The sequence below is a fragment of the Facklamia sp. HMSC062C11 genome, assembly GCF_001810675.1.
Lineage (GTDB): Bacteria > Bacillota > Bacilli > Lactobacillales > Aerococcaceae > Facklamia > Facklamia hominis.
The window spans coordinates 118953-144798 of sequence record NZ_KV802382.1 but is presented as its reverse complement, the minus strand read 5'-3'; the positions used below and the strand labels follow the sequence as shown (position 1 = coordinate 144798).

23 protein-coding genes are annotated in these 25846 nt (G+C 38.3%); 3 read left to right on the top strand and 20 right to left on the bottom strand.

What is annotated here, in order from left to right:
* The first annotated feature begins 114 nt into the window (after window positions 1-114).
* Window positions 115-2412 (top strand): bifunctional glutamate--cysteine ligase GshA/glutathione synthetase GshB, encoded by a 2298-nt coding sequence (gene gshAB, locus HMPREF2758_RS02300; RefSeq protein ID WP_070608971.1) that lies wholly within the window; start codon window positions 115-117, stop codon window positions 2410-2412.
* A gap of 114 nt (window positions 2413-2526) precedes the next feature.
* Here gshAB and HMPREF2758_RS02295 read toward each other — a convergent pair whose 3' ends face one another.
* From HMPREF2758_RS02295 to secA, 16 genes are all read right to left on the bottom strand, one after another.
* Window positions 2527-3606 (bottom strand): M42 family metallopeptidase, encoded by a 1080-nt coding sequence (locus tag HMPREF2758_RS02295; protein ID WP_070608969.1) that lies wholly within the window; start codon window positions 3604-3606, stop codon window positions 2527-2529.
* Between the two features lie 44 nt (window positions 3607-3650).
* Entirely contained in the window at window positions 3651-4934 is a 1284-nt protein-coding gene (locus HMPREF2758_RS02290; protein WP_070608968.1) for an ABC transporter permease, read from the bottom strand.
* The gene (locus HMPREF2758_RS02285) at window positions 4927-5682 is read right to left on the bottom strand and encodes an ABC transporter ATP-binding protein (RefSeq protein ID WP_070608965.1); all 756 of its coding nucleotides are present in this window, start codon (window positions 5680-5682) and stop codon (window positions 4927-4929) included. The genes HMPREF2758_RS02290 and HMPREF2758_RS02285 overlap by 8 nt, the downstream gene beginning before the upstream one ends.
* On the bottom strand, window positions 5663-6907 hold the full coding sequence (gene coaBC, locus HMPREF2758_RS02280; protein WP_070608963.1) for a bifunctional phosphopantothenoylcysteine decarboxylase/phosphopantothenate--cysteine ligase CoaBC: 1245 nt from the start codon (window positions 6905-6907) through the stop codon (window positions 5663-5665). The genes HMPREF2758_RS02285 and coaBC overlap by 20 nt, the downstream gene beginning before the upstream one ends.
* Window positions 6908-7049: 142 nt before the next feature.
* Window positions 7050-7592 carry a TIGR01440 family protein gene (locus HMPREF2758_RS02275; protein ID WP_016648839.1) on the bottom strand — a complete coding sequence of 181 codons (543 nt, stop codon included), beginning with the start codon at window positions 7590-7592 and terminating at the stop codon, window positions 7050-7052.
* Window positions 7593-7746: 154 nt separating this feature from the next.
* The gene (locus HMPREF2758_RS02270; protein ID WP_070608962.1) at window positions 7747-8772 is read right to left on the bottom strand and encodes a substrate-binding domain-containing protein; all 1026 of its coding nucleotides are present in this window, start codon (window positions 8770-8772) and stop codon (window positions 7747-7749) included.
* Between the two features lie 124 nt (window positions 8773-8896).
* Window positions 8897-9559 (bottom strand): phosphate signaling complex protein PhoU, encoded by a 663-nt coding sequence (phoU, locus tag HMPREF2758_RS02265; protein WP_070608960.1) that lies wholly within the window; start codon window positions 9557-9559, stop codon window positions 8897-8899.
* A gap of 24 nt (window positions 9560-9583) precedes the next feature.
* Entirely contained in the window at window positions 9584-10345 is a 762-nt protein-coding gene (gene pstB / locus HMPREF2758_RS02260; protein ID WP_006908218.1) for a phosphate ABC transporter ATP-binding protein PstB, read from the bottom strand.
* Between the two features lie 2 nt (window positions 10346-10347).
* Entirely contained in the window at window positions 10348-11163 is an 816-nt protein-coding gene (pstA, locus tag HMPREF2758_RS02255) for a phosphate ABC transporter permease PstA (RefSeq protein ID WP_070608958.1), read from the bottom strand.
* Window positions 11163-12074 carry a phosphate ABC transporter permease subunit PstC gene (gene pstC / locus HMPREF2758_RS02250; protein WP_070608956.1) on the bottom strand — a complete coding sequence of 304 codons (912 nt, stop codon included), beginning with the start codon at window positions 12072-12074 and terminating at the stop codon, window positions 11163-11165. The genes pstA and pstC overlap by 1 nt, the downstream gene beginning before the upstream one ends.
* 145 nt (window positions 12075-12219) lie before the next feature.
* On the bottom strand, window positions 12220-13965 hold the full coding sequence (gene pnpS / locus HMPREF2758_RS02245; RefSeq protein ID WP_070608954.1) for a two-component system histidine kinase PnpS: 1746 nt from the start codon (window positions 13963-13965) through the stop codon (window positions 12220-12222).
* Window positions 13962-14714, bottom strand: coding sequence for a response regulator transcription factor (locus tag HMPREF2758_RS02240; protein ID WP_070608952.1), 753 nt, complete (start codon window positions 14712-14714; stop codon window positions 13962-13964). The genes pnpS and HMPREF2758_RS02240 overlap by 4 nt, the downstream gene beginning before the upstream one ends.
* Window positions 14715-14861: 147 nt before the next feature.
* A complete protein-coding gene (gene ftsX, locus HMPREF2758_RS02235; RefSeq protein ID WP_070608950.1) occupies window positions 14862-15746 on the bottom strand; it encodes a permease-like cell division protein FtsX in 885 nt (294 codons plus the stop codon).
* Entirely contained in the window at window positions 15730-16428 is a 699-nt protein-coding gene (gene ftsE, locus HMPREF2758_RS02230; protein WP_210384431.1) for a cell division ATP-binding protein FtsE, read from the bottom strand. The genes ftsX and ftsE overlap by 17 nt, the downstream gene beginning before the upstream one ends.
* A 7-nt stretch (window positions 16429-16435) precedes the next feature.
* Window positions 16436-17546, bottom strand: a protein-coding gene (gene prfB, locus HMPREF2758_RS02225) for a peptide chain release factor 2 (RefSeq protein WP_148128871.1) whose coding sequence is annotated in 2 segments (ribosomal slippage) — window positions 16436-17473 and window positions 17475-17546 — 1110 coding nt in all. Because the reading frame shifts where the segments join, the coding sequence is not laid out codon by codon here.
* 86 nt (window positions 17547-17632) lie between these two features.
* Window positions 17633-20083 carry a preprotein translocase subunit SecA gene (secA, locus tag HMPREF2758_RS02220; RefSeq protein WP_070608946.1) on the bottom strand — a complete coding sequence of 817 codons (2451 nt, stop codon included), beginning with the start codon at window positions 20081-20083 and terminating at the stop codon, window positions 17633-17635.
* Window positions 20084-20289: 206 nt separating this feature from the next.
* On the opposite strand from secA, the gene HMPREF2758_RS02215 reads away from it, so the two are divergent.
* Window positions 20290-21072, top strand: coding sequence for a hypothetical protein (locus HMPREF2758_RS02215; RefSeq protein WP_070608944.1), 783 nt, complete (start codon window positions 20290-20292; stop codon window positions 21070-21072).
* 215 nt (window positions 21073-21287) lie between these two features.
* Here the strand turns inward: HMPREF2758_RS02215 and hpf are convergent, their stop codons facing one another.
* From hpf to HMPREF2758_RS02195, 4 genes are all read right to left on the bottom strand, one after another.
* Entirely contained in the window at window positions 21288-21845 is a 558-nt protein-coding gene (gene hpf, locus HMPREF2758_RS02210; protein ID WP_070608942.1) for a ribosome hibernation-promoting factor, HPF/YfiA family, read from the bottom strand.
* Window positions 21846-21967: 122 nt separating this feature from the next.
* Window positions 21968-22735, bottom strand: coding sequence for a ComF family protein (locus HMPREF2758_RS02205; RefSeq protein ID WP_070608940.1), 768 nt, complete (start codon window positions 22733-22735; stop codon window positions 21968-21970).
* Complete coding sequence (locus HMPREF2758_RS02200) at window positions 22732-24099, bottom strand: ATP-dependent helicase ComFA (RefSeq protein ID WP_070608938.1); 1368 nt, start codon at window positions 24097-24099, stop codon at window positions 22732-22734. The genes HMPREF2758_RS02205 and HMPREF2758_RS02200 overlap by 4 nt, the downstream gene beginning before the upstream one ends.
* Window positions 24100-24188: 89 nt before the next feature.
* Entirely contained in the window at window positions 24189-25073 is an 885-nt protein-coding gene (locus HMPREF2758_RS02195; protein ID WP_070608936.1) for a DegV family protein, read from the bottom strand.
* 111 nt (window positions 25074-25184) lie between these two features.
* Here HMPREF2758_RS02195 and HMPREF2758_RS02190 point away from each other — a divergent pair, with 111 nt between their 5' ends.
* Entirely contained in the window at window positions 25185-25841 is a 657-nt protein-coding gene (locus tag HMPREF2758_RS02190) for a YigZ family protein (RefSeq protein WP_070608934.1), read from the top strand.
* Window positions 25842-25846: the final 5 nt, after the last annotated feature.

Sequence of the window (25846 nt, the reverse complement as noted above, 5' to 3'; positions counted from 1 at the left end):
AGCATGGATCCACTCTGCTTGTCAACACTTTTTTAAATTATTTTTAAGACTTATTTTTTTATTGTAGATTTTCATTCTGATATAATGAAGGTATTATTGGATTGAGGTGTTTTTATGAATCAGAACAAGCTTGTTTTTTCAATTAAAGACCTGGCTTTACTTTGGCAATCGACCGTAGGGATTGAAAAGGAAAGTCTAAGAGTAACTGAAAACAACCAAATTGCATTAACAGATCATCCGAGTGACTGGGGAAACCGTTCCTTTCACCCCTACTTACAGACTGATTTCTCTGAAAGTCAAATCGAGTTAATTACTCCTCCTGAATCATATTCTAAGGATATTTTAAATTGGCTTCAAGCACTACATCAAATCACTTACTTACGTTTAAACAAATCAGATTATGTAGAACGCTTATGGCCCAACTCCATGCCACCTAGCTTAGATCATTTAGATAATGTAAGACCTGCTCAGCTATTAAATCCACAAGAAAGACATTACCGTGAATATTTGACCGATAAATACGGCAAAGATGTTCAACTGCTTTCTGGAATTCATTACAATTTTCAAATTAATCCCCAATTAATGGAACAAAAATTAAAGGAATCTATAACAACCAATTATGAATCTGATTATATTAAGAATAAGAATGAGCTTTACATGGCCTTTATGCGCAAATATCTTTACTATCGTTGGGGATTAACCTACTTATTATCTGCTAGTCCTTATGTGGATTCCCGTTACCAAACCAAATTACATGGTAAACCACATGAAGCAGTGATGCGTTCAGTTCGGCAAAGCCGGTATGGTTATAAGAATGACGATGCCGTAACGATTAGTTATCAAAGCCTTGAAGCTTACATTAATTCATTAGAAAGCCATGTCAAATCTGGTCGTTTGTTATTAGAAAAAGAACTTTATCGAGATGTAAGAATGCGTGGTAGCCATTCAGTAAGAGATCTATTAAAAGAAGGCATTTCCTATTTAGAATTTAGAAATTTTGATTTAAATCCTTTTGCTCCTTGCGGAATTAGTCAAGAGGACTTAGATTTTATTAAAATATGGATTATCGCTCTTTTAATGATCGATAAAGATTTTTCCGATCAAGATCTTGAACTTGCCGATCAAAGAAATCAGTCCACTGCAGAAGATCATCCCTTATCCATTTTACGGCAAGCAGATCTATTACAGCCTTTACTTGAAATATTATCAACCATTGGAATAGAATTAGACCGATTAAATGCGACTAGCTATTATACTGAGCTCGTTCAGGACAAGATGATTCAGATAAATCACCCCGAAAGAACACGAGCTGGATTTTTATATAGTAAGACTCCTGATTATACTTCTTATCAGCAGTTTATGAGTGAAATTGCCCAGCTTAACCAGAAAGAATTTCTCCATAGCCCATATCTATTACATGGGTTTGAAGATTTGGAACTATCGACTCAAGATCTGTGTAAAAAGGCAATTCAACTTGGACTAAATGTAGACTGGATTGATCCAAAGGACCAGTTACTTCGTCTCACTTATCAAGACCATCACGAATTCGTTCGTAATGCTAACATGACTCGTTTTGATAGCCAAGTTTCTTATTTTATTATGGATAATAAATTAGCGACTAAAAAAATTTTGAAAGAACAGGAAATTTTTGTTCCGTCAGGTCAAATCTTTGATCAACCAGCTCAAGCTAAAGCCTATTATCCACAAGTCAAATCTAAACCGATTGTTATCAAACCTAAAAACACCAACTATGGTATTGGTATTACGATTTTTAATCAGGCTTATTCTGAAGCAGATTATTGCGAGGCAATTACCGAAGCTTTTAAGCATGATCAAGAAATTTTAGTCGAAGATTATATTGAAGGCACCGAAATTCGTTTCTACTTATTAAACCACCAATTATTGGCTGCTTGTGAGCGTCAACCCGCTCAGGTATATGGAGATGGTTTACATACCATCGATGAACTGATTGATTTAGAAAACCAAAATCCACTAAGAGGAAAAGACCACCGCGCTCCGATGACTCTTTTAGAAAAAGGCAAACTTGAAAAAATCACCTTAAAAGAACAAGGTTTAGATTTTTCAAGCATTCCCCAAACCGGTCAAAAAGTTTATTTAAGACGCAACTCCAATGTCTCATCTGGTGGGATTGCCATTGATCGAACAGATGCTATTCATCAATCCTATATTGATTATGCCATTCAAGCCAGTCGTGCATTAGAAGCTAACTTTTGTGGAGTTGACATGATTATTCGCGATTATCACCATCAACCGAAACAAGAGGGGGATTATGCAATCATCGAAGCCAACTATAACCCAATGGCAAGCCTTCACTTATTCCCCGGAAAGGGAAAAAGCCATGATCTATCCCTTCACACCCTCTATTTCTTATTCCCTGAATTAAAAGCTTAATAAAAAGGCTACGACTGAATGAGGACACTACATCCCCTCATTCAGTCGTAGCCTTTTATTTTAACCCACTTTATTCTTAAACAGATCAAAGTGTATTAGCAAGCCAAAAATTTATTATGCATTTAAAATCTTTTCTAAACTATGATTATCCAATTCTTTCACCACAGCAACTAAAAGTTCCACCATATTTAGATAATCATCTTCATGAATCACTGAAGTGTGACTATGTAGATAACGTACCGGAACTGTAATTGCTAGGGAAGGAATACCATTCAGACTAGTATGTTGTGAACCTGCATCGGTTCCGCCTCCTGGAATAAATTCCAATTGATAAGGAATATGATTCTTTTCAGCAATATCAATCACAAAGTTTCTTAATCCTGTATGAGCAACCATCGAGGCATCGTAAACAATTATTTGAGGTCCTTTACCTAAGGTACTCAAGGATTCATCTTTGGTCATTCCTGGTGTATCACCAGCTGTTCCGGTATCTAAGGCAAAGGAAATATCTGGATTCAAGAGGTGTGCACTGGACTTCGCACCTCTTAGACCCACCTCTTCTTGAACATTAGCTCCAGAAAATAGAACTGTGTGGTGCCCTTCTTTAGCTAAGCGATTAATCACATCAATTGCCACAGCCATTCCAATACGATTATCCCAAGCCTTGCCCAATAAGAATGGTGTTCCGTTGAGTCGTTGAGTTTTAATGTAAGGGGTAATCATATCTCCTGGGCGAATACCCCATGATAATACCTCTTCTTTTGATGAAGCTCCTAGGTCAATAAAAATATCTTTCATAGCAATTGGCTTCTTACGTGCTTCTGCTGTTAAAACATGAGGTGGTTTAGAACCGGTAACCCCGTGGAAAGTCTTTCCTTCTCTAGTAGTAATGGTTACTTGTTGAGCAAGAACCACTTGGCTCCACCAGCCACCAATGGTCACAAATTTAATAAATCCTTCATCTGTGATTTCCTTAACCATAAAACCAACTTCATCCATGTGGGCTGCTAACATCACTCGTGGGCCTTCTTCATCCCCCGTATGTCTTGCAAAAATAGAACCCAAGCCATCTTGAAGGTATTCTTGAGCTACTTCTTTGGTCTCTTCACGAAAAATTTGTCTCAATTGACCTTCATTAGCGGCAATCCCATTCGCTTCTGTTAAACGAATCAACAAGTCTTTATTTACTGACATTCAGATCCTTCTTTCTATGATTTACTAGTTTCATTCTAACAATTTCAGTCAATTTTAGCAAAAGAAACCCCTTTCTTTGTCTTCTTTTTCTTCAATCGATAAGGAATATAGATTTTAATGAGGGCTAATTGAGAAGTTGCCCAGGCCATGCCTACCATAATCCCTTCTAATACATTATTATTTTTAAAGATAAGAATTATAAAATAAAATAAGGCTTGAACCCCCAAAAGGCGTCCGAGTATCCCCATCAAAGTTTGAAGTTTTACCTCATTATCTAACCCTGGATATAAACTAAAGAGCACTTGATAATCTGGATATGAGTAGAGTCCTACGAGTTGACTTATCGTTACCCAGAAAGCTAAAGCTCCGAATATTGCCAAAATCCAACCATTCGATGGTAAAATCAATAGCGTCATCGCAAAAAAGCAAGTTGTTCTAATAATGATCCCAACATAATTTTCATTGCGTAATAACGCTCTAGTTAAATAATAACTATATAAATTAGTTTTAGCACCGGCTAAAAAAGGAAGAAAGACTTCACAAACCGGATTCTTTTTTACAGACGATTTAATCTGAGGAACCTGAGCAAAAATTCCAACAAAGCGATAAAAAGCCTCATTTGAACGAACGGATGCCTCCACCGCATAACTTAAGTCTATCGGAGATGACTTGACTTTTTTTAGTCGTAAATAAGCAAAAAACAAATAAACAATATTAAAAATACTTAGCAACAGGATCGGATAAGAAATTAAAGTCCCTAGCATCCATACTATTGAGAAGAAAAAGGCATCTCTTATCAGCATTAAAAAGCCATATTTTACTTTAATACTATTGAAAGTATTTAGATAGAGATTAATAAATTGACCGACTTTAAAAATGAGCACAAGCACAAGGAGTCCCACACACTGGTTAACGGCCCAATTAAAGGCAGTTACTAATATAGGTAGCATCATCGAAAAAGCTAGTAGCTGACCTATCAGCGGCAACACAGCAGTTACCGTCAAAGCTTTCTTCCAATAAGAACGCCAAGCATCCCCCCTTGCAAATAAATAAGACGGATCTGCCAAATGGTTAAACCAATAGGGTTGTCCTAAAGAAAGGCTCAATGCAAAGAACAGCATAATTATCGATAATAAGGCCAGCTTAATTATTTCTGTCAAGGGTTGACTCAGATAGTTCAAAAACTCTCGGTAAGACAGTGCCACAAAGCCTAAAATCACCAACATAATCACCGAAAAATGGTCGTTCACAATTAAACGACTATATTTACCAATCTCTTTTAATTTCTTATTAAGACGGTGGTTAAATAAATGTGTTAAATCACCCATGATACTCCCCCGATTGATGGCCGTCCTCTTGAGTCATCGTCAGATAAATCTCCATCAAATTAGCTCCTTCTTGATCAAATTGCTGCCTTAATTCTTGCAGGTCTCCTCGCCCCACCACTTGACCCTTTTTCAATAAAATAAAGGATTGACAAAGATCTTCAGCAATCGATAAAACGTGAGTAGTAAATAGAACCATCCCGCCCCTTTTTGCGTGTTCCAACAATAATTGACTAAAATAATTCATCGCCAAAGGATCCAAGCCGAGAAACGGTTCATCAATAATCAACAATTTAGCTTGGGTCACTAAAGCACACATGATCATAACTTTTTGTTTCATTCCTTTAGAAAAATGAGTAGGAAACCAATTCAAGTGTTGGTCTAATCGAAAAGCTTTTAACATCGGTTGAGCTCGCTTCATAACGGTATCCCGATCAATGCCATAACCCAAGGCTGTCATTTCTAAATGTTCTTTTAAAGTAAGTTCTTCATATAAAACAGGTGTTTCTGGTACATAAGCAATATTTGCTGCATAAGCAGCTTGGTTATCACGACTATCCAATCCATCAATCCCAATGCTTCCCGATTGAATCGGTAATAAACCGAGAATCGTCTTTAAAAGAGTGGACTTTCCTGCCCCATTTAACCCTATCAAACCAACGATTTGCCCCGACTCAATTTCAAAGCTAACCTCTTTTATAACTGTGATTTGACGATAACCACTACTAACTTTATTTACCACTAACCCCATGGACTTCCTCTCCTCTCAGCTGACTTGTTAAGATGGCTTGCCACAATTCAAAAGCTAAATTTGACTTCGTCATCCGTTCAAAGACTTGCTCACTACCGTTCGATCCAATTAAAACAGCCTGGTTCTCATCCGCATTGAAACCTAAATTCGCCTGCGAGATATCATTGGCAATGACCCAATCTAAGTTTTTACGAGCTAATTTATCCTTAGCATAAGCCATCAAATGTTCGGATTCCGCAGCAAAACCAATCACACACTGACTTGTTTTTTTAGCAGACATCGTCGCCACAATATCCGGATTTGTTGTTAATTCGATCGTTAATTCTTGATTAGTAGTTGTCTTTTTTATCTTATTTAATGCAGGCTCTTTCACCCGATAGTCACTCACTGCCGCCGCCATTACCAAATAATCGCACCCGTCAAAGGCTTGTTCAACCGCTTCATACATATCTTGAGCTGAATGAACCTGAATTTCTGTCATCCCAGGCAACATGAAAAAACCTTCCTTGCTTGTGATAAATTGGACTTCAGCCCCCAGATAGCGAGCTACTAAAGCCATAGCATAACCCATTTTGCCAGAGGAATCATTCGAAATAAAACGCACAGGGTCTATTCGTTCCACTGTTCCTCCAGCTGTAACCAGAACCTTTTTGCCCTTTAGTAGTTGAGGGCACTCGGTTTGAGCGATCAACAACTTTAACTCAGCCAAAATAACAGACACTTCAGGCATACGACCTTGACCTTCGTAACCTTCTGCTAAATATCCATAGGCTGCCGGCATCACCCGATAGCCATAGGATTGTAAACGGTGAATATTCTGTTTGACTGCGGGATGATTATACATATGATGATTCATGGCCGGAACAATCAGCACTGGACAATGAACAGCCAATAAAGCCGTTGAAACTAGATCATCAGCAATGCCATTAGCCAGCTTGCCGAGGATATTCGCAGTTGCTGGAGCAAGCACAACATAGTCACACCAATCTGCATAGGCAATATGCTTAACATGCTCAGCATCTGATTCCTCAAATAAATCAAGGAGCACCTCTTGTTTACTCAGGATTTGTAGGGTCAGTGGTGCGATAAATTGGCAAGCTGCTCGAGACATCATCACACGAACTTGAGCACCAGCTTTAACCAAAGAGCGAACCAGTTCAGTTATTTTATAAGCAGCAATACCGCCCGTAATAATTACCCCGACCTTTTTATTGGATATATTCATATAAACCCCCTCTTGAAGCTTTATCAACCTTTATGGCTATTATACCGTAACTTGGCTAAAACGATGTGAATTTCTATCAAGATAACACACTTGAACACAAAAAAACACCTTTGGTCAGCTGCCAAAGGTGTTTAAAAGACGATTAAAGACTATAACGTGCCCTCACGCCCCCAATTAACTTAGGTCGAGAGGTCAACCCATTTACTCGTGCACCACCAAGCTGATTCTTCTTAAAACGAACCGGAATCTGAACGTGCTTGATGTGCATCCCAATATTGGTATCCCCAATATCAATCCCAGAGCTTGCCACTATATGCTCTACCATTACCGGATTAGCGAATTGCTCATAAGCCGCTACAGCACAACCTCCTCCTGCATGAATTGCTGGAACCACTGAAACAATCTCTAAGCCATAATTCTTGGCTACTTCCTTTTCAACAACTAACGAACGATTTATATGTTCACATCCTTGAACAGCTAGATTGAGTTCTAACTCTTTCAACCGTTCTCTTAAAACTTTAATAATAATCTGCCCGTATTCTGGTACTGAGTCTTTACCAATATGCCCTCCCGCAATTTCTGACGTAGAGCAGCCCAGTACAAAAAGATCACCAGCCTCAACTTTTGAGCGATATCTTTCGATCACTTCATCCATCAATTCATTCATTTCATCTTCTAAATGCATGATCAATCCCTCTTTCTGTAATCCTTTTCAGTATAACACGTTATTTATTTAAGTTAAAGCTTCTTGCTCATAGCGTTTCCTTTATCGTTCAAAAAACCGGCTCATTACCAAAATGAACCGGTTTTTCAAAATAAATTTTTATTATAGGCTAAACTTATTTAACAGCTTCTTCCCATTGAGATAATTCTCCTAAGAAAATTGAGCGAATTGCTTCTAAGCTTAATCCTTCTGCTGGATTATCATTATTAACTACCACGGCAATACCATCTAAGGCAATTTCTGTTGAACTTAAAACTTCTTTTTCTTCATCTTTTAATTCGCGAGATGCCATTCCTAAATCTGCAGTTCCATTAATCGCTGCTTCCATACCAGCAGATGAGCCATTCGCAGTAATATTAATTTCAACTTTTGGTTGCAATTCTTTATATGCTTCGGCTAATTTTTCCATTAATGGTGACACAGAAGTTGAACCAATACATTCAATGGTTCCTTCTAATTCTCCTGCTGGCTCATAGGATGGTAATGAAGCAGCTCCGTGAAGTCCGCCTTCTTCAGCTGTTTCTTCACTAGATTCTTCCGATTCAGCAGACTCTTCATCCGTCGAAGCTTCATCTTGTGTTTCTTCATTTGCTTCTTCCGTTTCTTCTGAAGATTCAGATTCTTCCTTAGCTTCATTTGAATCAGCCATCATATCTGTTACAGCGATAAACCCTTCTTCTTCAGCAATTGTTTGACCTTCTTTTGATTGAATAAACGCTAAGAAGTCCTTGGCAACTTCTGACAAGTCATTTTCATTCGACCAAGCCACATTGAAAGGACGAGCAATTGGGTATTTACCATTAGCTACATTTTCTGGAGTTGCTTCTACATCATCGACTTTCAAAGCTTTTACGGTGTCATTTAATGATCCTAAGGAAATGTAGCCAATTGCAGAAGGATCGCCAGCTACCGTTGTTAGTACACCTGAAGTTTGATTTTGAGTAACTGCTTCTGGAGAGGTTAAGTCATTACCATCTTCATCCGTCACACCGACAATCTCAACAAAAGCTCCACGAGTTCCAGAACCGTCTTCACGAGTGATAACGTTAATAGGACCTTCTTGGGCAAAAGCAGGAACCACAGCGGATAATCCCAAACCAACAGCGGCTAACATCGGTAAAACTTTCAATGATTTTTTCACAAAAAACGCTCCTTTTTATATCTCTTTAAAATCTGATCAAGTTTCAAACACATCAACTTGATCTATTTATAGTATAACGACACATTGTAAATTTAAGGTAAATCCAATGTAAAGATGATGTAAATTAACGATTTAAGTCCACAATAATTGCCGATTCTAAGTAAATAATACGCTCACAAATATTGGTAATATAGTCTCCAATCCGCTCTAACGAATTGCCAATCGCAATATAATTTATTCCAAAATGAATATTGTCGCGATCTTTTTCCATAATACGCGATGTCTCATGGTAAAGCTCTTTTAATTTTGCATCCACCTTTTCATCTTCTGCAGCAATAGCGCGCGCTCGATCTGTATCTCGCTCGTTAAATGCATCCATCGTTTTAGTTAACATCTCTTGTGTAATTGCCGCCATACTATTAATAATTTCTGCTAATGGTTCAATTTTTTCCGTACCTTCCTCCGCACTGCGAAGAATGTTTTTTGCAATTAAGACTGCATGGTCACCAATCCGCTCTAAATCTAAACTCACATTCATTACAGAAAAAATTAAACGTAGGTCTTCGGCTACCGGCTGTTGAAGAGCTATCAAGCGATAGGCTTCTCTTTCAATCGCATTCGTTAATTGATTAACATAGCTGTCTTCCTCTTTTAATTTATTAACAATCTGACTATCGACTTTATTGAAGGCATCCATGGCTTGGTATACCTGTTCGATGACAAGAATTGACTGCTCGGATAACATATTTTGAAATGTTTGTAAGTCGTGAACATATGTTTCTCTCATAATAATCCTCCTACATATTAAGGCTTATCCAAAACGACCGGAAATATAGTCTTGAGTTTGTTGTTTGTTTGGATTTGAAAAGATTGTCTCTGTATTATCATATTCTACAACAACCCCTTGATAAAAGAATGCTGTTTTATCGGATATACGTGCGGCTTGCTGCATATTATGTGTCACAATAATAACGGTATACTTCTCTTTCAATTCATGAACCAAGTCTTCAATCTTATTCGTCGAAATAGGGTCCAAGGCAGAGGTAGGTTCATCCATCAAGATCACTTCAGGTTCATTAGCAATGGCTCGGGCGATACAGATTCTCTGCTGTTGTCCACCAGAAACAGCTGTTGCATCTTGATAAAGCTTATCCTTAACCTCATCCCAGATTGCAGCGCCACGCAAAGAATTCTCTACAATTTGATCAAGCCTCGTCTTATCTTTTATCCCATGTGTCCGCGGACCATATGCTATATTGTCATAAATCGATTTAGGAAAAGGATTGGGCTGCTGGAATACCATACCGACTTTTTTACGTAATGTGTTAATATCCATGCGGCGGTCATAAATATCAAGGCCATCCAATTTAACAGAACCTTCAACACGAGTGCCTGGTGTTAAATCCTGCATACGATTTAATATCTTTAAGAAAGTGGATTTTCCACAACCCGATGGGCCAATAAAAGCTGTCACTAAATTCTCTTCGATATCCATATTAATATCCTTTAAGGCATGAAAATCACTATAGTAAAAATCTAAATCCTTTATTTCAAACTTAACTTTTCTGGTCATGGTTATTTCCCTCCTGAACCTAATCTATTGCCAATGCGCGTTGACAGACCATTAATCAATAAAACAAGCACAATCAACACCGAACCCGTCGCATAAGCTTCTTCCACATGCAACCCCTCTGAAGATAAGACGTACATGTGAGTCGCTAAAGTTCGACCTGAACTTAACATGGACTGAATCATCCCCGAAGACGTACCCATCGTATAAAGTAAAGCCGCCGACTCCCCGACTATCCGCCCAGTCGCTAAAATAACTCCTGAGAGAATTCCTGGCATTGCTACAGGTAGAACTACCGTAAATATTGTTCTTAATTTTCCTGCCCCCAAGGCCAAAGATCCCATCCTTAATGAATTATTTACCGACAGCAAAGCTTCTTCCGTCGAAGAAATAATAATTGGTAAAATCATGATGGTCAACGTTAAAGCACCTGCAATATGGGAATAAGTTTTAAAGATCGCATTTACAAAAAATAACATCCCAAACAGCCCATAAACAATCGAAGGAACCGCCGATAGTGTATCTGTCGCTAATCGAATCCAATATACTAATCGATTGCCTCGATCTGCATATTCCACCAAATAAAAAGCGGTAAATACACCAATTGGAACGGAAATTACTAAGGAAGCCGCAATCATAATTAATGTCGAAATGATCGCCGGCATCATTGAAACATTCTTAGTCGTGTATTCCCAAGCGAACAAGTCCCAATTCATCGCTGGAATTCCTTTCCAAAGAATAAATCCAACGATAAAAAACAACATGCCCATTGTGAAAATCGCGGCCAACCAAACAAAAAATTTAATTAATTTTGACGCCATTATTTTTTTGATGCTCCTTTCGATTTGACCCACATAAAGGTTGAATTTATTATCAAAATAAAAATAAAGAGTACGGAAGCTGTCATAATCAGAGCATGGCGATGATCCCCTGAAGCATACCCCATTTCTAGAACCACATTCGTGGTTAAGGTCCGTGTCCCATCAAAAATGCTCGTGGCTAAGCGGGGTTGATTGCCAGCGACTAAGACTACCGCCATCGTTTCCCCAATTGCGCGTCCAACACCTAAAATGACGGCTGAAAAAATTCCTGAACGAGCCGCTGGTAGCATGACTTTCATAACTGATCGTTCATGGGTCGCTCCTAAGGCCATTGATGCATCATAGTAATGTTTGGGAACAGCACGAATCGCTGCTTCTGACAAACTAATGACTGTTGGCAAAATCATAATCCCTAATAAAATGGAGGCTGTTACGATATGCATCCCATTATTTTTTGGTAAAAAGCTCAGTCCCCTAAAAAAAGGAACAAATATTTGTAAAGCAAAAAAACCATAAACAATCGAAGGAATCGCAGCCATTAAGTTTATCGCCGGCTTTAATACACGGTAAAGAGGATCAGGGCAAAAATAAGCCATAAAAATTGCCGTCAAAATACCAATTGGCACCCCGACAATAATTGATCCTAAAGTGACATAAATCGACCCTAAAACAAAAGGCAATATTCCATAAAGGGGCTCTTTCCAATTCGGTTGCCATTTCAAACCAAATAACGTTTCTTTAATACCATGTTTGGCAAAAAAGGGGAGTCCTCCATCGAATCTCCACCCAGTATTCGTTTTTACTCCTCCAATAAAAATAAAATAAAAAATTAATAGTATGGACACTACTGATAAAAGCGCACAAAACATAAAAAGATATTTCATAATTTTCTCAACAGCTTTACCTTGCATCGTCACTACTCCTTACCCAAATTTTGAATGATTCATCACTCAACAAATCTATTCTACTCGATCATTGTAAATTCACTGTAAAGATCCTTCCTTATATATTACAAAATGATTACAAAAAAGAGCCCTAAAAGGGCTCTTAATTATTCTAGTTTTTAACGGGTAAAGTGACAATAAAACGGCTCCCCTTACCTACTTGACTCTTGACAGAAATCGTTCCTCCCATATTGTGAACCAAATTTTTTACAATGGATAAGCCCAAGCCTGTTCCGCCAGAATTACGACTACGAGCCTTATCTACCCGATAAAACCGTTCAAAAATCCGTTCCAAATCTTCCGCTGGAATTCCTATTCCAGTATCCGATACGGTTAATTGAATATACTTCCCTTTTGAAACAATCGAAACCGTAATTTGCCCGCCTCTATCTGAGTAATTAATGGCATTATCAATTAAGTTTGTTAAAACTTGTTCAATACGATGGTAGCTTCCATAATAAGCTAATTCAGAGTCTCCTTTTAAAACAAGATCAATCTCTTTTTTATCCAACTTCGCCTTTAAACTCTGAATAATATTGGTCGCTAGTTCAACCAAATCCATGACGGTCTCTTCCTGATTGTCAGTATTTTTTTCAATACGAGATAAAGCTAAGATATCTTCAACAATGGTTTCCAAACGATTGCTTTCTTTATAAATAATATCCACAAACTCTTTTGCAAAAAGAGGATCCTGAAGCGCTCCGTCTTTTAACGTTTCTGAAAACCCCTTAATCGCAGTAATCGGCGTTCTTAATTCATGCGATGCATTCGCCACGAACTCAGAGCGTACTGCTTCCAGCCGTTTAATTTTTGAAATATCATATAGTAAAACAAGAATGGAGGGCCTTTGAAGACTGTCATGATAGGGTAAAACTGTTACTTCCGAATAAATGGTCTTGGGCACATAAAATTCAATCTCTCCTTGGGTGGTCTTCTTAGTTTGACCCACTTGTTTAATTAAATGGACTAATTGTGAAGATTTAATCACACTTTGGTACGAGCGACCTTTCGCTGATTTATTGATACCTAATAGTTGATCCATCATAGGATTAACTAACTGAATAAACCCTTGATTATCAATAACCATTACACCAAGATTAATGTTTTCGAGTAGGAGATAATACTGACTCTTTCGATTAGCATATTTTCTTTGAACTTTTGCGCGATCATCAATTAGGCGATTAATCCGATTGACTAGCTGGGCCACTTCAGGCATTTTATCAGGGACTTCTTTAAAATAATACAAAGGTGTTCTCTCTAAGTGATCCAAAGCTTGATTGATTGGCTCAATAACATTCAACCATTTTTCACTTTGACGTCGACTAAATAATAAAAAGCTCATGATTAATAAAGCACCTAATAAAATAAAAGAGAATAAAAAATAGCGACGATAACCTTGATAATAAGAAAAAGGTTGATTCATAATAAACCAATATAACTGACCATCTAGTTTAAAATTTTTAGCCGCAAAAAAATAATGATCATCATACCAATTAACTAATCCTTCAGAAGACTGATTAGACAGTTTGTCAATCAAGATAGATGCGTTCTTAGGATGATTGGATCCCACCGAATTAGACCAGAACCATTTTAGTTCTGTATGATCTTGCGACGATTGCTTTAATACCACTATTTGTGATTGACTGGTATCTAAAGACTTTTGGAGCGATTCCATCATCAGCTCATCCTCTTGTTTAAGCACCGGTTCAAGGACTTGACTATATAAATCTAATTGTCGATTAACTGCCTCAAAAATCATCTGTCTAGTAAATATAGCTACTATTAAAATTATTGAACTAAAACAAACTATAAAAAGGCCAGTTAATAAGCCCTTTTTACTAGCTAATTTTTTTATCATACACGAGGCACCTCAAACTTATACCCAAAGCCTCGAACGGTTTTAATATATTTAGGACTCTTGGTATCTTCCTCAATCTTCTCTCGTAAATGTGAAATATGAACATCGACAATACGAGTCTCTCCCGCATAATCAAAATTCCAAATTTGATTTAGGAGTTGATCCCGACTGATAATTCGCCCCTGACGTTGAGTAAAATAGACCAATAATTCATACTCTTTGGGAGTTAACTCCACCTTTTCTCCCCTCACTAAAACCTCAAAATGATCTAAATCAATTTGGATATCACCATAGTTTACAATGCCCTTCAAACTTTGATTCTCAGATGATGATGGTTGATTTTCTAACGCATCATTTTTTTCTATAATCGGACGGTTTGATGGCGAATTGGTTCTCCGGCTAACCGCCTTGATTCGCGCGATCACCTCTCTAGGGCTAAAGGGTTTCGTGATATAATCATCTGCTCCCAATTCCAAACCGATAATTTTATCATATTCTTCAGATTTTGCTGTTAACATAATAATAGGAACTTGAATCCGTTCTTGACGAATTCTACGACAGACTTCCATACCATCCATTTTTGGTAGCATGATATCCAGAAGCACTAAATCAAAATTTTGTGAACTGATCATATCATAGGCAACCTTACCATCACGAGCTATTGAAACCTTATATCCCGCTTGTTTTAAAGTATATTCTAATAGAATTACAATCGAAGGCTCATCATCTACTACTAAAATATGTTTCAACTGTCCTTCGCCTCCTAATTATTCATTTGTATTTATTCTAACAAATTAAGTTACAGCTTAAAAGAGACACTCTCCATAGAAAAAAAGAGCATTAACTCAGATGTCCACCTAAGTTAAAGCCCCTTTCTATTCTATATCAAAATTTTATTAATCCACTAATCGACGAACTGAACGCATAGCACCCACAACCCCCAAAAGGCTTCCAAATAGCATCAAGGCCACTGCTAAATAAATAAAGTATGGCATAACAGGCAAGGCCAGTTTAGGATTAAAGGCTAAAAACTCATGCGCAAGGGTAATTAATCCTTGATAGGAAGCATATAAGATTGCAGAAGCAAATAAAGCTCCCAACATTCCAATCACTGCTCCTTCTATCGTAAACGGTGCCCGGATATAGGATCGCTTAGCCCCGACTAACTGCATGATTTCGATTTCTCTTGATCGTGTTTGAATGGCTAAGCGAATCGTATTTGAGATTAATATCACTGCTAAAATGATAAATATCGCTGCCAATAATGCAATAACATAACGAACAATCTTAACTCCTGTAACCAATCCCGATATATCTAAGCTTCCTACATTGGCATTGAGTACATAATCCAAATCAGAAATTTTATTAGAAACTTCGTCAATCTTATCTGCAGAAGTAACGGTCACGAGGTACATATCATTCAAGGGATTTTCATCATTTAATACATCAAAATCCTCCGTGATCACATCCTTATACTCTTCCAACTCTTCTTGGGCTGACCGATAAACCACACGACTCACCGCTGGAATCTGAGTGATCTGCTCGCCAAGTTCTTTTTGTTCTTCAACATTGGCTATAGGATCTATGGTCACGCGAATTTGAATTTCATTTTCAACGGTATGAGTGAGTTGTTCTACATTCGCTGCCACTAAAAAGAACAAGCCTAAGAAAAATAGAGTAACACTCATCATTACAACAGAGGCGGTTGTCATCCAACCATTTCGGGTAAAATTTCGTCCAGCATCTCGTAGATGTCTAAAAAAACTACGCACGGCTTTCATACTGTCCCCCCCTTACTGCAATATCTCTGACCAGTCTTCCTTTATGCAACTGAAGAATACGGTGAGGATGTGTATTAACAATCGTATCATTGTGCGTCCCCATCAAAACTGTCGTCCCTTGACGGTTAATTCTTTCCAAAACGTGCATGATCTCAACAGCATTCACGGGATCTAGATTTCCCGTTGGTTCATCAGCCACTAATATTTTTGGATGATTAGCAAGAGCTCGAGCCACCGCAACACGTTGTTGCTCTCCACCAGATAGCTCACTTGGAAGTTGATTCATTTTCGCCCGTAAATTTACTAAATCTAAAACTTCATTGACTCGTTTTTTTATCGACTTATTGGATTTACCTGTTACTTCTAAAGCATAGGCCACATTTTCCGCAACCGTCGCCTGAGGCAGCAAGCAAAAGTCTTGAAAAACAATCCCTACTTGCCTTCTTAATAAATGAAGCTGATTTCTCTTTAATTGATCAACCTTAAATTGATCTACTTGAACCTTTCCAGCGGTTGCCTGTTCTTGACGATTCAACAATTTCATCAAAGTTGACTTTCCGGATCCACTCGGTCCCACTAAGTAAACAAACTCTCCTTTTTCAATCCTGAGTGAAATATTTTTTAGCGCCCAAACTTTATTGTCGTATTGTTTGCTGACATTCACTAACTTGATCATCCTGATTTCTCCTTTAGTTTTCCTGGTCTAGATGCCAGTTTAAATATGCGTCGATAAAGGGATCGATCTCCCCATCCATTACCGCATCAACATTGGCGCTTTCAAAGTTCGTTCGATGGTCTTTTACCATGCGATAAGGGTGAAACACATACGAACGAATCTGAGAACCCCAAGCAATCTCTTTTTGCTCTCCCTTTATTTTCTGAAGCTCTGCTTCTTTATCAGCTAATTCAAGCTGATACAGTTTGGCACGAAGTAAGCCCATAGCCTGCTCTCTATTTTGTATTTGAGACCGCTGAGCTTGACTTTGTGTCACGATTCCAGTCGGAATATGAGTAATTCGAACAGCTGATGAAGTCTTATTAATATGTTGACCACCTGCTCCACTTGCTCGATAAGTATCAATTCTTAAGTCATCTTGATTAATATGGATCTCAATGGAGTCATCAATCATTGGGGTAACATCAATCGAACAAAATGAAGTATGTCTTTTCCCATTAGAATCAAAAGGGGAAATGCGGATCAATCGATGCACTCCTTTTTCCGACTTCAAGAAACCATAGGCTTTATCCCCTGACACTTCTAAAGTCACGCTTTTAATGCCTGCTTCCTCGCCGTTTTGATAATCAATGACCGAAATGTGATAATCATGCTGACTAGCCCAGCGCTCATACATTCGAAGCAACATCTGCCCCCAATCCTGGGATTCTTTGCCACCAGCACCGGGATGGATTTCCAATATGGCATTACAATGGTCATGTTCTTCGGATAAAAGCAAGGAAAGTTGATAGGCCTTTAAGTTTTGTTCAAATTTATAACAATTCTTTTCTATTTCCTCCCATAAAGGTCTATCTAGGGTCTCCTCATATAGCTCTACTTCCACTTGTAAATCTTCCCAATCAGACACTAGCTTTAAGAAAGCATTGCGTGTAGACTCCTTATCATTCATCTCCTGGATAATTGATTGTGCCTGCGATTGATCGTCCCAAAAACCAGGTTGAGCCATCCTATCTTGACACTGTGCAATATCACTTTCCATTTGATCCAAGTCAAAGAGACCTCCTGATCGTCTGGATGGTTAAGTTGGCTTCTTCTATTTTATCCTTCACTTCATAAAGTTCCATATCTTCCCTCCATCTTACTTCGTGGATGTAATTTGTTAGAATAATGAGCCCTCGGGACCAATGTCCAAAGGGCTCATTTAATTATTTTAGCCTTTTAATGTTTTACGGCTTTGGTGTAAAGGCATTGAACTTGGATCAATTCTTGGACTTGGATCATTGACTTGCTCACGTTCAATGTTTTGACGAATTTGAGCTTTCATAATAAAACGTGTGACGTCATACTCAATCGCTGCAATCATTTCTTGGAAACGATCATAACCCTCCGTTTGATATTCCGTCAACGGATTCGTCTGAGCATAAGCTCTTAGCCCCACTCCTTGACGCAAGTGGTCCATGGAATCAATATGGTCAGTCCATTTCGAGTCGACCACTCGTAAGATGATTACTTTTTCAAATTCCAAGACCTGTTCAGGCCCATTTAATAAAGCAATCTTCTCATCCAATGCCGCTACCGAACGACCATATAAGAAGTCACGCAATTCAGCCGGTGACTTACCTTCTAAGTCACTAAGAGATAGTTTGTCTGGACTCGTCAAACAAGTATGCGCAAAATCCAATAAGCTTTCAAGCTTCCATTCTTTTTTATCGCCCTCTGTTGCATAAGCAACTTCACGGTCGATCGTCCGTTTAATCATCGCTTTGACATAATCGGTCAAACTTTCCTGTTCATTAATCACTTGTAAACGTTGACCGTAGATGACTTCACGCTGCTCACGCATTACCTCATCATACTCCAATACGCTCTTACGAGTATCGTAGTTATTTCCCTCTACCCGTTTTTGAGCGGACTCTACTTGACGTGAAAGCATCTTACTTTCAATGGCCATATCATCTTCTTCACCGTCGTCCATATTTAATCGTTCCCAAATCGCTTGAACACGATCCGTTCCGAAACGGCGCATCAAATCGTCTTCTAAGGACAAGTAGAATTGTGAAGCTCCAGGGTCTCCTTGACGTCCTGCCCGACCGCGCAATTGATTATCAATCCGCCGCGACTCATGACGTTCTGTACCAATAACGCACAGACCCCCAACTTCTTTAACCCCTGAGCCTAACTTAATATCGGTTCCCCGACCAGCCATATTCGTTGCAATTGTTACTGCCCCTTTTTGGCCAGCTTGCATAACAATTTCAGCCTCTTTAAAGTGATTCTTAGCATTAAGAACTTCGTGAGGAATTCCTTCTTGTTTCAACAGATTAGAGAGATATTCTGACGTTTCAACGGCTACTGTACCCACCAACAGAGGCTGACCTAATTCATGACGCCGTTTAATTTCTTTTACTACAGCCTTGAACTTCGATCGCAAATTAGGATACAAAAGATCTGGTCGATCATCTCGAATAACCGGACGATTAGTTGGAATCGTAATAACATTCATATTATAGATCTCTCTGAACTCTTCCTCTTCAGTCTTGGCCGTCCCTGTCATTCCAGACAACTTCTCATACATCCGGAAGTAATTTTGGAAAGTAATCGTTGCCATCGTCTTTGATTCATCCTGAATTTCAACATTTTCCTTGGCTTCGATCGCTTGATGCAAACCGTCTGAATAGCGACGGCCTTCCATGATCCGTCCAGTAAATGGGTCCACAATTTTAACTTCGCCTTCATCAACCACATAGTCAATATCATAGATCATAATATAGTTGGCTCTTAAAGCTTGGTCAATGTGGTGAACAAGTGCTGTATTATCTACATCGTATAAGTTTTCTAAACGGAATATTTTTTCAGCTTTATCGACCCCTTGGTCCGTCAACATGATCGATTTTGAAGTAAGATCAATCGTATAATCCTCTTCTTCCGTCAAGCCTTTCACAAAATAGTCTGCTCGATTATATAAGATATTAGATTTTTCACCTTGGCCAGAAATAATTAACGGTGTCCGTGCCTCATCAACTAAGATGGAATCCACCTCGTCAACTACCGCAAAGTATAGAGGACGTTGAACCATTTGGTCCTTATAAACAACCATATTATCTCTCAAATAGTCAAAGCCCAATTCATTATTGGTTGAATAGGTAATATCACATGCATAGGCTTGACGTTTTTCAGCTGAGTTCATGGAGTTAAGATTCAGCCCAACTGTTAAGCCTAAGAAACGGTAGAGTTCTCCCATTTCTTTCGAGTCCCGCGTTGCTAAATAATCATTAACAGTCACTACGTGAACGCCTTTACCGGTTAAAGCATTCAAATAAACAGGCATAGTTTCCGTTAGAGTTTTCCCTTCACCGGTCTTCATTTCTGCAATGTCTCCGTTATGAATAACAAAGCCACCCTGAATTTGTACTTTAAAAGGGAAAAGCCCCAGGACTCTTCTAGCACCTTCCCTTACCACCGCAAAGGCTTCAATTTGAATATCTTCCAGACTCTCGCCCTTTGCTAAACGCTCTTTAAATAAAGTCGTTTGTGTTCTGAGTTCTTCATCTGTCATTGCTTTATATTTATCTTCTAATGCCATGACTTGGTCTGCAAGTTTCCCTGTATGACGTAATGCGGCATTATCATTCTCAATTAAATTCTTAAGAAAGTTGGCCATCCTGACACTCCTTTTATCACTTTTCAGCCTTTTACATCGCCTGTATAAGACAAATTTATTCACCTTACTATTGTACCATTAAAATGTCACTAATTAAAAGCATATTTTCAATTCTTGCAAATTCATTCAAATTAATTCATAGATTGTTCACAAGGTAATCAGCTATTTTAGGGTATAATATAGAAAATGAAGAAAGGGGTAACTCAATGAAACAATCACAGTATAAAGCATTCATCAGCCTTATCTGCATAGCACTTTACTTAAGCGGCTTTAACTTGGCCACCCCTCATATCTCAGCCGAAGAATCTAATGCCAAAGAAATATCTCTCAGTGAAAAAGATTTTCATTTTGATATTAAAGAAGGACAAGACCGGAACCAAGTTATCGTAGATCAACTCGTAAAATTAGGCATCCCGATTGATCGTTATGATGACAAAAACCCAAACCACATCAATTATAAAGCCAAATATCCAGCATCCTATCAAAACGGCAAGGCTCCCCAGATGTCTGATAAAGGACAACAACTGGGATATACACCTAATACATTAAAAATAGATAATTACGAATTTCCTTTTAAACCCCTTTACGGCAATACCGGATCCTCTTTCAACAATGACTTTAGTAAGATCGAACAAGTGCTCTTAGAAAACGGCACAGCGGCTGTCGGTATGAACGGTATCCATTCTTTCTTCGCCCATTACGATTATGTTAATTACACCGGCCCTTTTAATCCCTTGGTTGACCAAGGAATTTTACAAGTGGGTACCCAAGCTATTATTACGGATGCAGAAGGCTATTCCAAGGGATATGAGTTCACACAAACGGTTAATTTTCAACGTGATGACCAATATAATTATTTCTACGACGGACTCTCTATGCCTTTTCTAGCCTACTATGGCAATACCGATGAAATGATATACCTACAATACTGCCGATGGGATATCGAGCGCGGTCTCTTAGAAACCAGTGTCGGTTATCGTATTTGGTAATAAGTTTAACAAACAAAAGCTGGGACAAAATAGTCCCAGCTCTTTTAATATAAGTTATATTTCTATGCCTTATTACTTCAACTCGCTTAAACTCGCCAAAACACTCTCTGAGTCTTTTCTACCAACCAAAAGTTACCTTAAAAAAATTAGCATACAAAAAAGGAATTAAGCAAGAATCCTCTCACTTAATTCCTAATAATATCCTACGATAAGTTTTAACCAATTGAAGCAGTTTCAATCAGACCATAGCGTCCGTCTTTACGGCGATAAACAATGTTTATTTCATTGGTATCACGGTCATGATACACAAAGAAATCATGGCCTAGCATATTCATTTGAAGAACCGCTTCCTCAGAATCCATTGGTTTTAATTCAATTTTCTTAGAACGAACGATCTCTAAATCAGAATCAGAAGACTCCTCTTTAACCGGAGTATCTAATTGTGGCAATGCAAAATCTAAACCTTTTTCGCGTGATTTACGGTTAATTTTTGTTTTATATTTACGAACTTGACGTTCTAATTTATCTACTACAAAGTCAATCGAAGCGTATAAGTCTGGATTCGTTTCTTCTGCCCTAAGTACAAGGAAAGAAAGGGGAATCGTTACTTCAGCTTTAGCCGTTTTATCTGGATAAACTTTTAAATTAACATAGGCTGTTGCATTAGGTACATCAGTAAAGAAACGTTCTAGCTTAGATACTTTCTTTTCTGCGTACTCGCGAATCGCTTGAGTGACTTCGATATTCTCTCCACGGACATTATAGTTAAACATATAAATCCCTCATTTCATTTCAATTACCTAAGTCAATACTTCTTAGGTTAAAAGCTATCTATTAGCTTTATCTCATTATAACATAAAACCCTCAGTTTGAAAACGCTATAGCTCATTGTTCATTAATCTCTTGCTAAACTAATCGATCGAATCTTTTCTAAATTAGAATAGACTTGTAAATAACGCCGACTTAGACAATCCTTTGCACATAGCATGGTAGCTCCCGTCGTATAGACATCATCGAAAAGTAGATGAGCTTGTTTGGACTTTAAACACAAAGGTTGCTTGGAATCCCATTCAAAGGGATTCGTTAATTTCAAACGTGCTTGACGATTTTTACTAGCCTGCTTAATACCGTCCCCCTTATAAATAAAAGGACAGCGAAAAGGAATACCAGCGGCTTTTAGCAACTGGCCAGTCGCATGAAAGCCCCTTTGATTTAAAGAGGCGGGAGAAGAAGGTAGGACTAACCAATCAAACTTACGATAAAAACGATAAACTTTCTTTAAGTCTTTAGCAAATAGTTGAGCCATTCGGATATCTCCCTGATATTTATAACAATATAAACTATCTTTTAGTCCCCCTTCATAATGATACATTCCCCGATGATGTAATAACTCTACCGGGTATTTTCCCAACCAGCGATAACAATCCAGACAATACACTCGATCATTAACCGAATATGATTGATGATATATATCCTCTTGGCCCTCCCCCAATAGACGGCCACAAGCTGAACACGCACTCTCCTCTACTTGATAGGGATGCCATCTTTTTAAACAATTTTGACAGATAGGCGTTTTTTGAATCGGTTGGAAGGAGAAAAGCTCCTGCCAAGTTAATTCCACTTCGATCGATTCTTGACATAATAAACAATTGATTTGGCTCATATTTCGGCCTCCTTTAACAGGCCTCTTTGACGTGCCATCCGATTCATCTGACGAATTTCATTACGTGCCTTTCGCATTTCACGAGTAATGCCACAATGTCCATAGATCAAAATTCCCTTAGGATGCGTCGCCTTTCGACCAACTCTCCCCGACATTTGAACTAAGGAAGACTTATCAAACAAAGGATCTTCAGCTCCGAGTATTAAGACCTGACAATTAGTAAAAGTGACACCCCTTTCTAATATGGTCGTAGTCACCAAGACATCGAGCTCCTCCTTGCGCAATTTTAATACCTTGTCTTTACGAAGGGGATCACTGGCATAAACAGCCTCCACTTTAAGAAGAGGAGCAATCTCTTTCAACCATTCTGCTAGCATCTTTGCATAATGGATATTCGCCATAAAAATCAATTTAGGTCCTTGTAGGGTCATATAATATTTTAATAAACTCATTAGCCGCGAACGCTTCTTTCGCTTTTTTAATGCTACTTGCCACTCCCCCAACCAAATAAAATTCGGTTCCACCAAGGGATAACCATGAAAACGTGCCGGTAGTACACTGGCTGTGATCTTCTTTTGTTTAACCGCTTGTTCTAACACCTTGTCTGGAGTCGCTGTTAAAAATAAGAGTTTTCCTGTAGATTTAACAGCTCTAGCCACGGCGTAATGGAGCGAACGATTATTTAAATAAGGGAAAGCATCCACCTCATCAACCACCAATAAATCAAAAGCTTCTTTAAATCGTAACAATTGATGGGTCGTTGATATCATAATATCATTCGGAATATAAGCCGATTCTGGACTCCCATATAATAGACATATCTGACATTTTTGAAAGGCCGCTTCAATTCGAGGCGCTAATTCTAAGCAGACATCCACTCTCGGTGAGGCAATTGCAACTTTGCCATTTTTTTGAAGAACTTGATCAATGACTGGAAATAACATCTCTGTTTTACCTGCTCCTGTGACGGCATGAATTAAGTGCGGACAAGCGGGATTGGCTAAAGCCTTCAGGGCTTCTTGACTGGCTTGTGCTTGTTGTTCAGATAATGTGCCTTGCCAGGTAAGTTTCGATGCTTGATTTACTGCAAGCGATCGATTAGGTTTTTCTGGCAAAAAATATAAAACATCCTTATTCGTTAACCTTCCCATCATGATACATTCACTACAAAAAACCATTTGCTGGTCACTATTTAAAATTGGAAAACACCTTGGATCATGATTATGACATCTTTGACAGCGAAAACTATTACCATGCTTTATGATGGCAGGAATCTGCTGAAAGTGACTTAAAAAATTAGCATCAGGAACTTTACCATCTAATTGATACTTTAAGCAAGTTTGCTGAATCTCAGACCGACTCAATAACCGCCCTATAAAATATGCTTGCCAATCGATAAAAAAACCCCCTCTTTGGAACTAAATACAAGTAGTTCCAAAAAGGGGAATTTGCGCTATTTACAATGTTCGTTCTGGATCTTAGGTAATATTCCAAAACCTAAGCTGCCTTTCCCAGTATGAGTAGTGATAACTGGTCCTAAGCAGTTAATATAAACGTCTGAATCTGGAAAAGCTTGTAACAACATGTCTTTCATCTTATCACACGCCTCTTCGTTCTCTGCATGAGTTAACATAAAAATGACTCCCTCAGGATATTTTTCCCACGCAGCTTGAGCGAGCTCTATCCACCTTAAAAAGACCTTTTTATTGGTTCGCACTTTCTCAAAAAGCAAGATTTTTCCTGCTTCATCAAAATATAATATCGGTCGAATTTTCAACAATTGACCAACAAGAGCCCCAGCCGCATTCAAGCGTCCACCTTTAACTAAATTATCTAGCGATTCTACCATTAAATAAGTCTGACCCCGCTGACTCTGCCAAATTAACTGTTTGGCAACCGTTTGAGGAGAAAGTCCACTTTCTAATGATTCAATCGCTAAACGCGTCAAAACTTCCATAACAATACAAGAAGACTTAGAATCAACACAATAGCATTCTAATCGATCTTGATATTCCTGCATAATCGATTGACCCAATGAATACGCCCCTGAAATGCCTGATGATAAATGAATCGCAATAACTGCCTGATAGTCTTTTGAAACAAGGGTATCCATCAGTTCATAGTACTTACCAGGTTGAGGCTGCGACGATTTTGGTAAAGTCGTTGATCGCTCTAGATCTTCATAAAATTTTAATTGAATCGATCGATCACTCGTATCTTGGTAATAAGTCCCATTCTCAAAAACTAAACTCAATGGAATTGTATAAACATCTGGGTGGTTGGCAATATCTTCATTTAAATATGCTGTCGAATCAACAATCAGAGCAGTTTTCATCATTTATCCTTCCTAGAAAAAAGTTATTTAATTCGTTTGATATTAAGAATATGCTACAATTTAATCTATTAAAGCAAGTTAAGTATATCCTAGCACAAAAGAAAGGTGGACTCCATGATAAATTACCGAAGCATTCAAGATACCATCGTTCACGAACTCGAAATTAAAAAATCCCGTTTTATTAGCTACTTAATTCCTATTCAGAATGAGGAAGAATTTCAAGTCAATCTTGATCAAATCAAAAAAGAACACCCTAAAGCAACACATCACTGTTATGCTTATATTCTCGAAGATACTGGCCAAATTCAACGCATGAGCGATGATGGCGAACCTAGCGGTACAGCAGGAATTCCTATCCTTGAAGTTCTTAAACAGGAGAACTTAACCTACCTAATGGCCGTCGTCGTGAGATATTTTGGAGGAATAAAACTAGGAGCTGGTGGGCTAATTCGGGCATACTCCTCCGCCACTTCCCAAGCCCTTCAAATAAGTACTCTCGTTGAAAATACCAACCAGGCCATCATCAATCTGAACATGGCATACAAGCTCAATGATTCTTTTCAATATTTCATTTCACAGCTAGCTAATCCTCCTCAAATACTCGATAGCCAATACCTAGACACGGTCATTCATCAAATAGCTATTGCTCAAGAAGAAGCAGCCTTATTAGAACAACAATTAGCCGACCGCTTTAATCAGCAAATTGATTGGCAATTTGACCACATTAGACCAGTTAATCTTCCCATTAAAAACTCCTCAAAGAAGCCCTAAATCTA

Excerpts from the sequence above, each read along its gene's own strand:
- gshAB (WP_070608971.1), top strand. The coding sequence starts at position 115 with ATGAATCAGAACAAGCTTGTTTTTTCAATTAAAGACCTGGCTTTACTT.
- HMPREF2758_RS02295 (WP_070608969.1), bottom strand. The coding sequence starts at position 3,606 with ATGTCAGTAAATAAAGACTTGTTGATTCGTTTAACAGAAGCGAATGGG.
- HMPREF2758_RS02290 (WP_070608968.1), bottom strand. The coding sequence starts at position 4,934 with ATGGGTGATTTAACACATTTATTTAACCACCGTCTTAATAAGAAATTA.
- HMPREF2758_RS02285 (WP_070608965.1), bottom strand. The coding sequence starts at position 5,682 with ATGGGGTTAGTGGTAAATAAAGTTAGTAGTGGTTATCGTCAAATCACA.
- coaBC (WP_070608963.1), bottom strand. The coding sequence starts at position 6,907 with ATGAATATATCCAATAAAAAGGTCGGGGTAATTATTACGGGCGGTATT.
- HMPREF2758_RS02275 (WP_016648839.1), bottom strand. The coding sequence starts at position 7,592 with ATGCATTTAGAAGATGAAATGAATGAATTGATGGATGAAGTGATCGAA.
- phoU (WP_070608960.1), bottom strand. The coding sequence starts at position 9,559 with ATGAGAGAAACATATGTTCACGACTTACAAACATTTCAAAATATGTTA.
- pstB (WP_006908218.1), bottom strand. The coding sequence starts at position 10,345 with ATGACCAGAAAAGTTAAGTTTGAAATAAAGGATTTAGATTTTTACTAT.
- pstA (WP_070608958.1), bottom strand. The coding sequence starts at position 11,163 with ATGGCGTCAAAATTAATTAAATTTTTTGTTTGGTTGGCCGCGATTTTC.
- pstC (WP_070608956.1), bottom strand. The coding sequence starts at position 12,074 with ATGCAAGGTAAAGCTGTTGAGAAAATTATGAAATATCTTTTTATGTTT.
- pnpS (WP_070608954.1), bottom strand. The coding sequence starts at position 13,965 with ATGATAAAAAAATTAGCTAGTAAAAAGGGCTTATTAACTGGCCTTTTT.
- ftsX (WP_070608950.1), bottom strand. The coding sequence starts at position 15,746 with ATGAAAGCCGTGCGTAGTTTTTTTAGACATCTACGAGATGCTGGACGA.
- secA (WP_070608946.1), bottom strand. The coding sequence starts at position 20,083 with ATGGCCAACTTTCTTAAGAATTTAATTGAGAATGATAATGCCGCATTA.
- HMPREF2758_RS02215 (WP_070608944.1), top strand. The coding sequence starts at position 20,290 with ATGAAACAATCACAGTATAAAGCATTCATCAGCCTTATCTGCATAGCA.
- hpf (WP_070608942.1), bottom strand. The coding sequence starts at position 21,845 with ATGTTTAACTATAATGTCCGTGGAGAGAATATCGAAGTCACTCAAGCG.
- HMPREF2758_RS02205 (WP_070608940.1), bottom strand. The coding sequence starts at position 22,735 with ATGAGCCAAATCAATTGTTTATTATGTCAAGAATCGATCGAAGTGGAA.
- HMPREF2758_RS02195 (WP_070608936.1), bottom strand. The coding sequence starts at position 25,073 with ATGATGAAAACTGCTCTGATTGTTGATTCGACAGCATATTTAAATGAA.
- HMPREF2758_RS02190 (WP_070608934.1), top strand. The coding sequence starts at position 25,185 with ATGATAAATTACCGAAGCATTCAAGATACCATCGTTCACGAACTCGAA.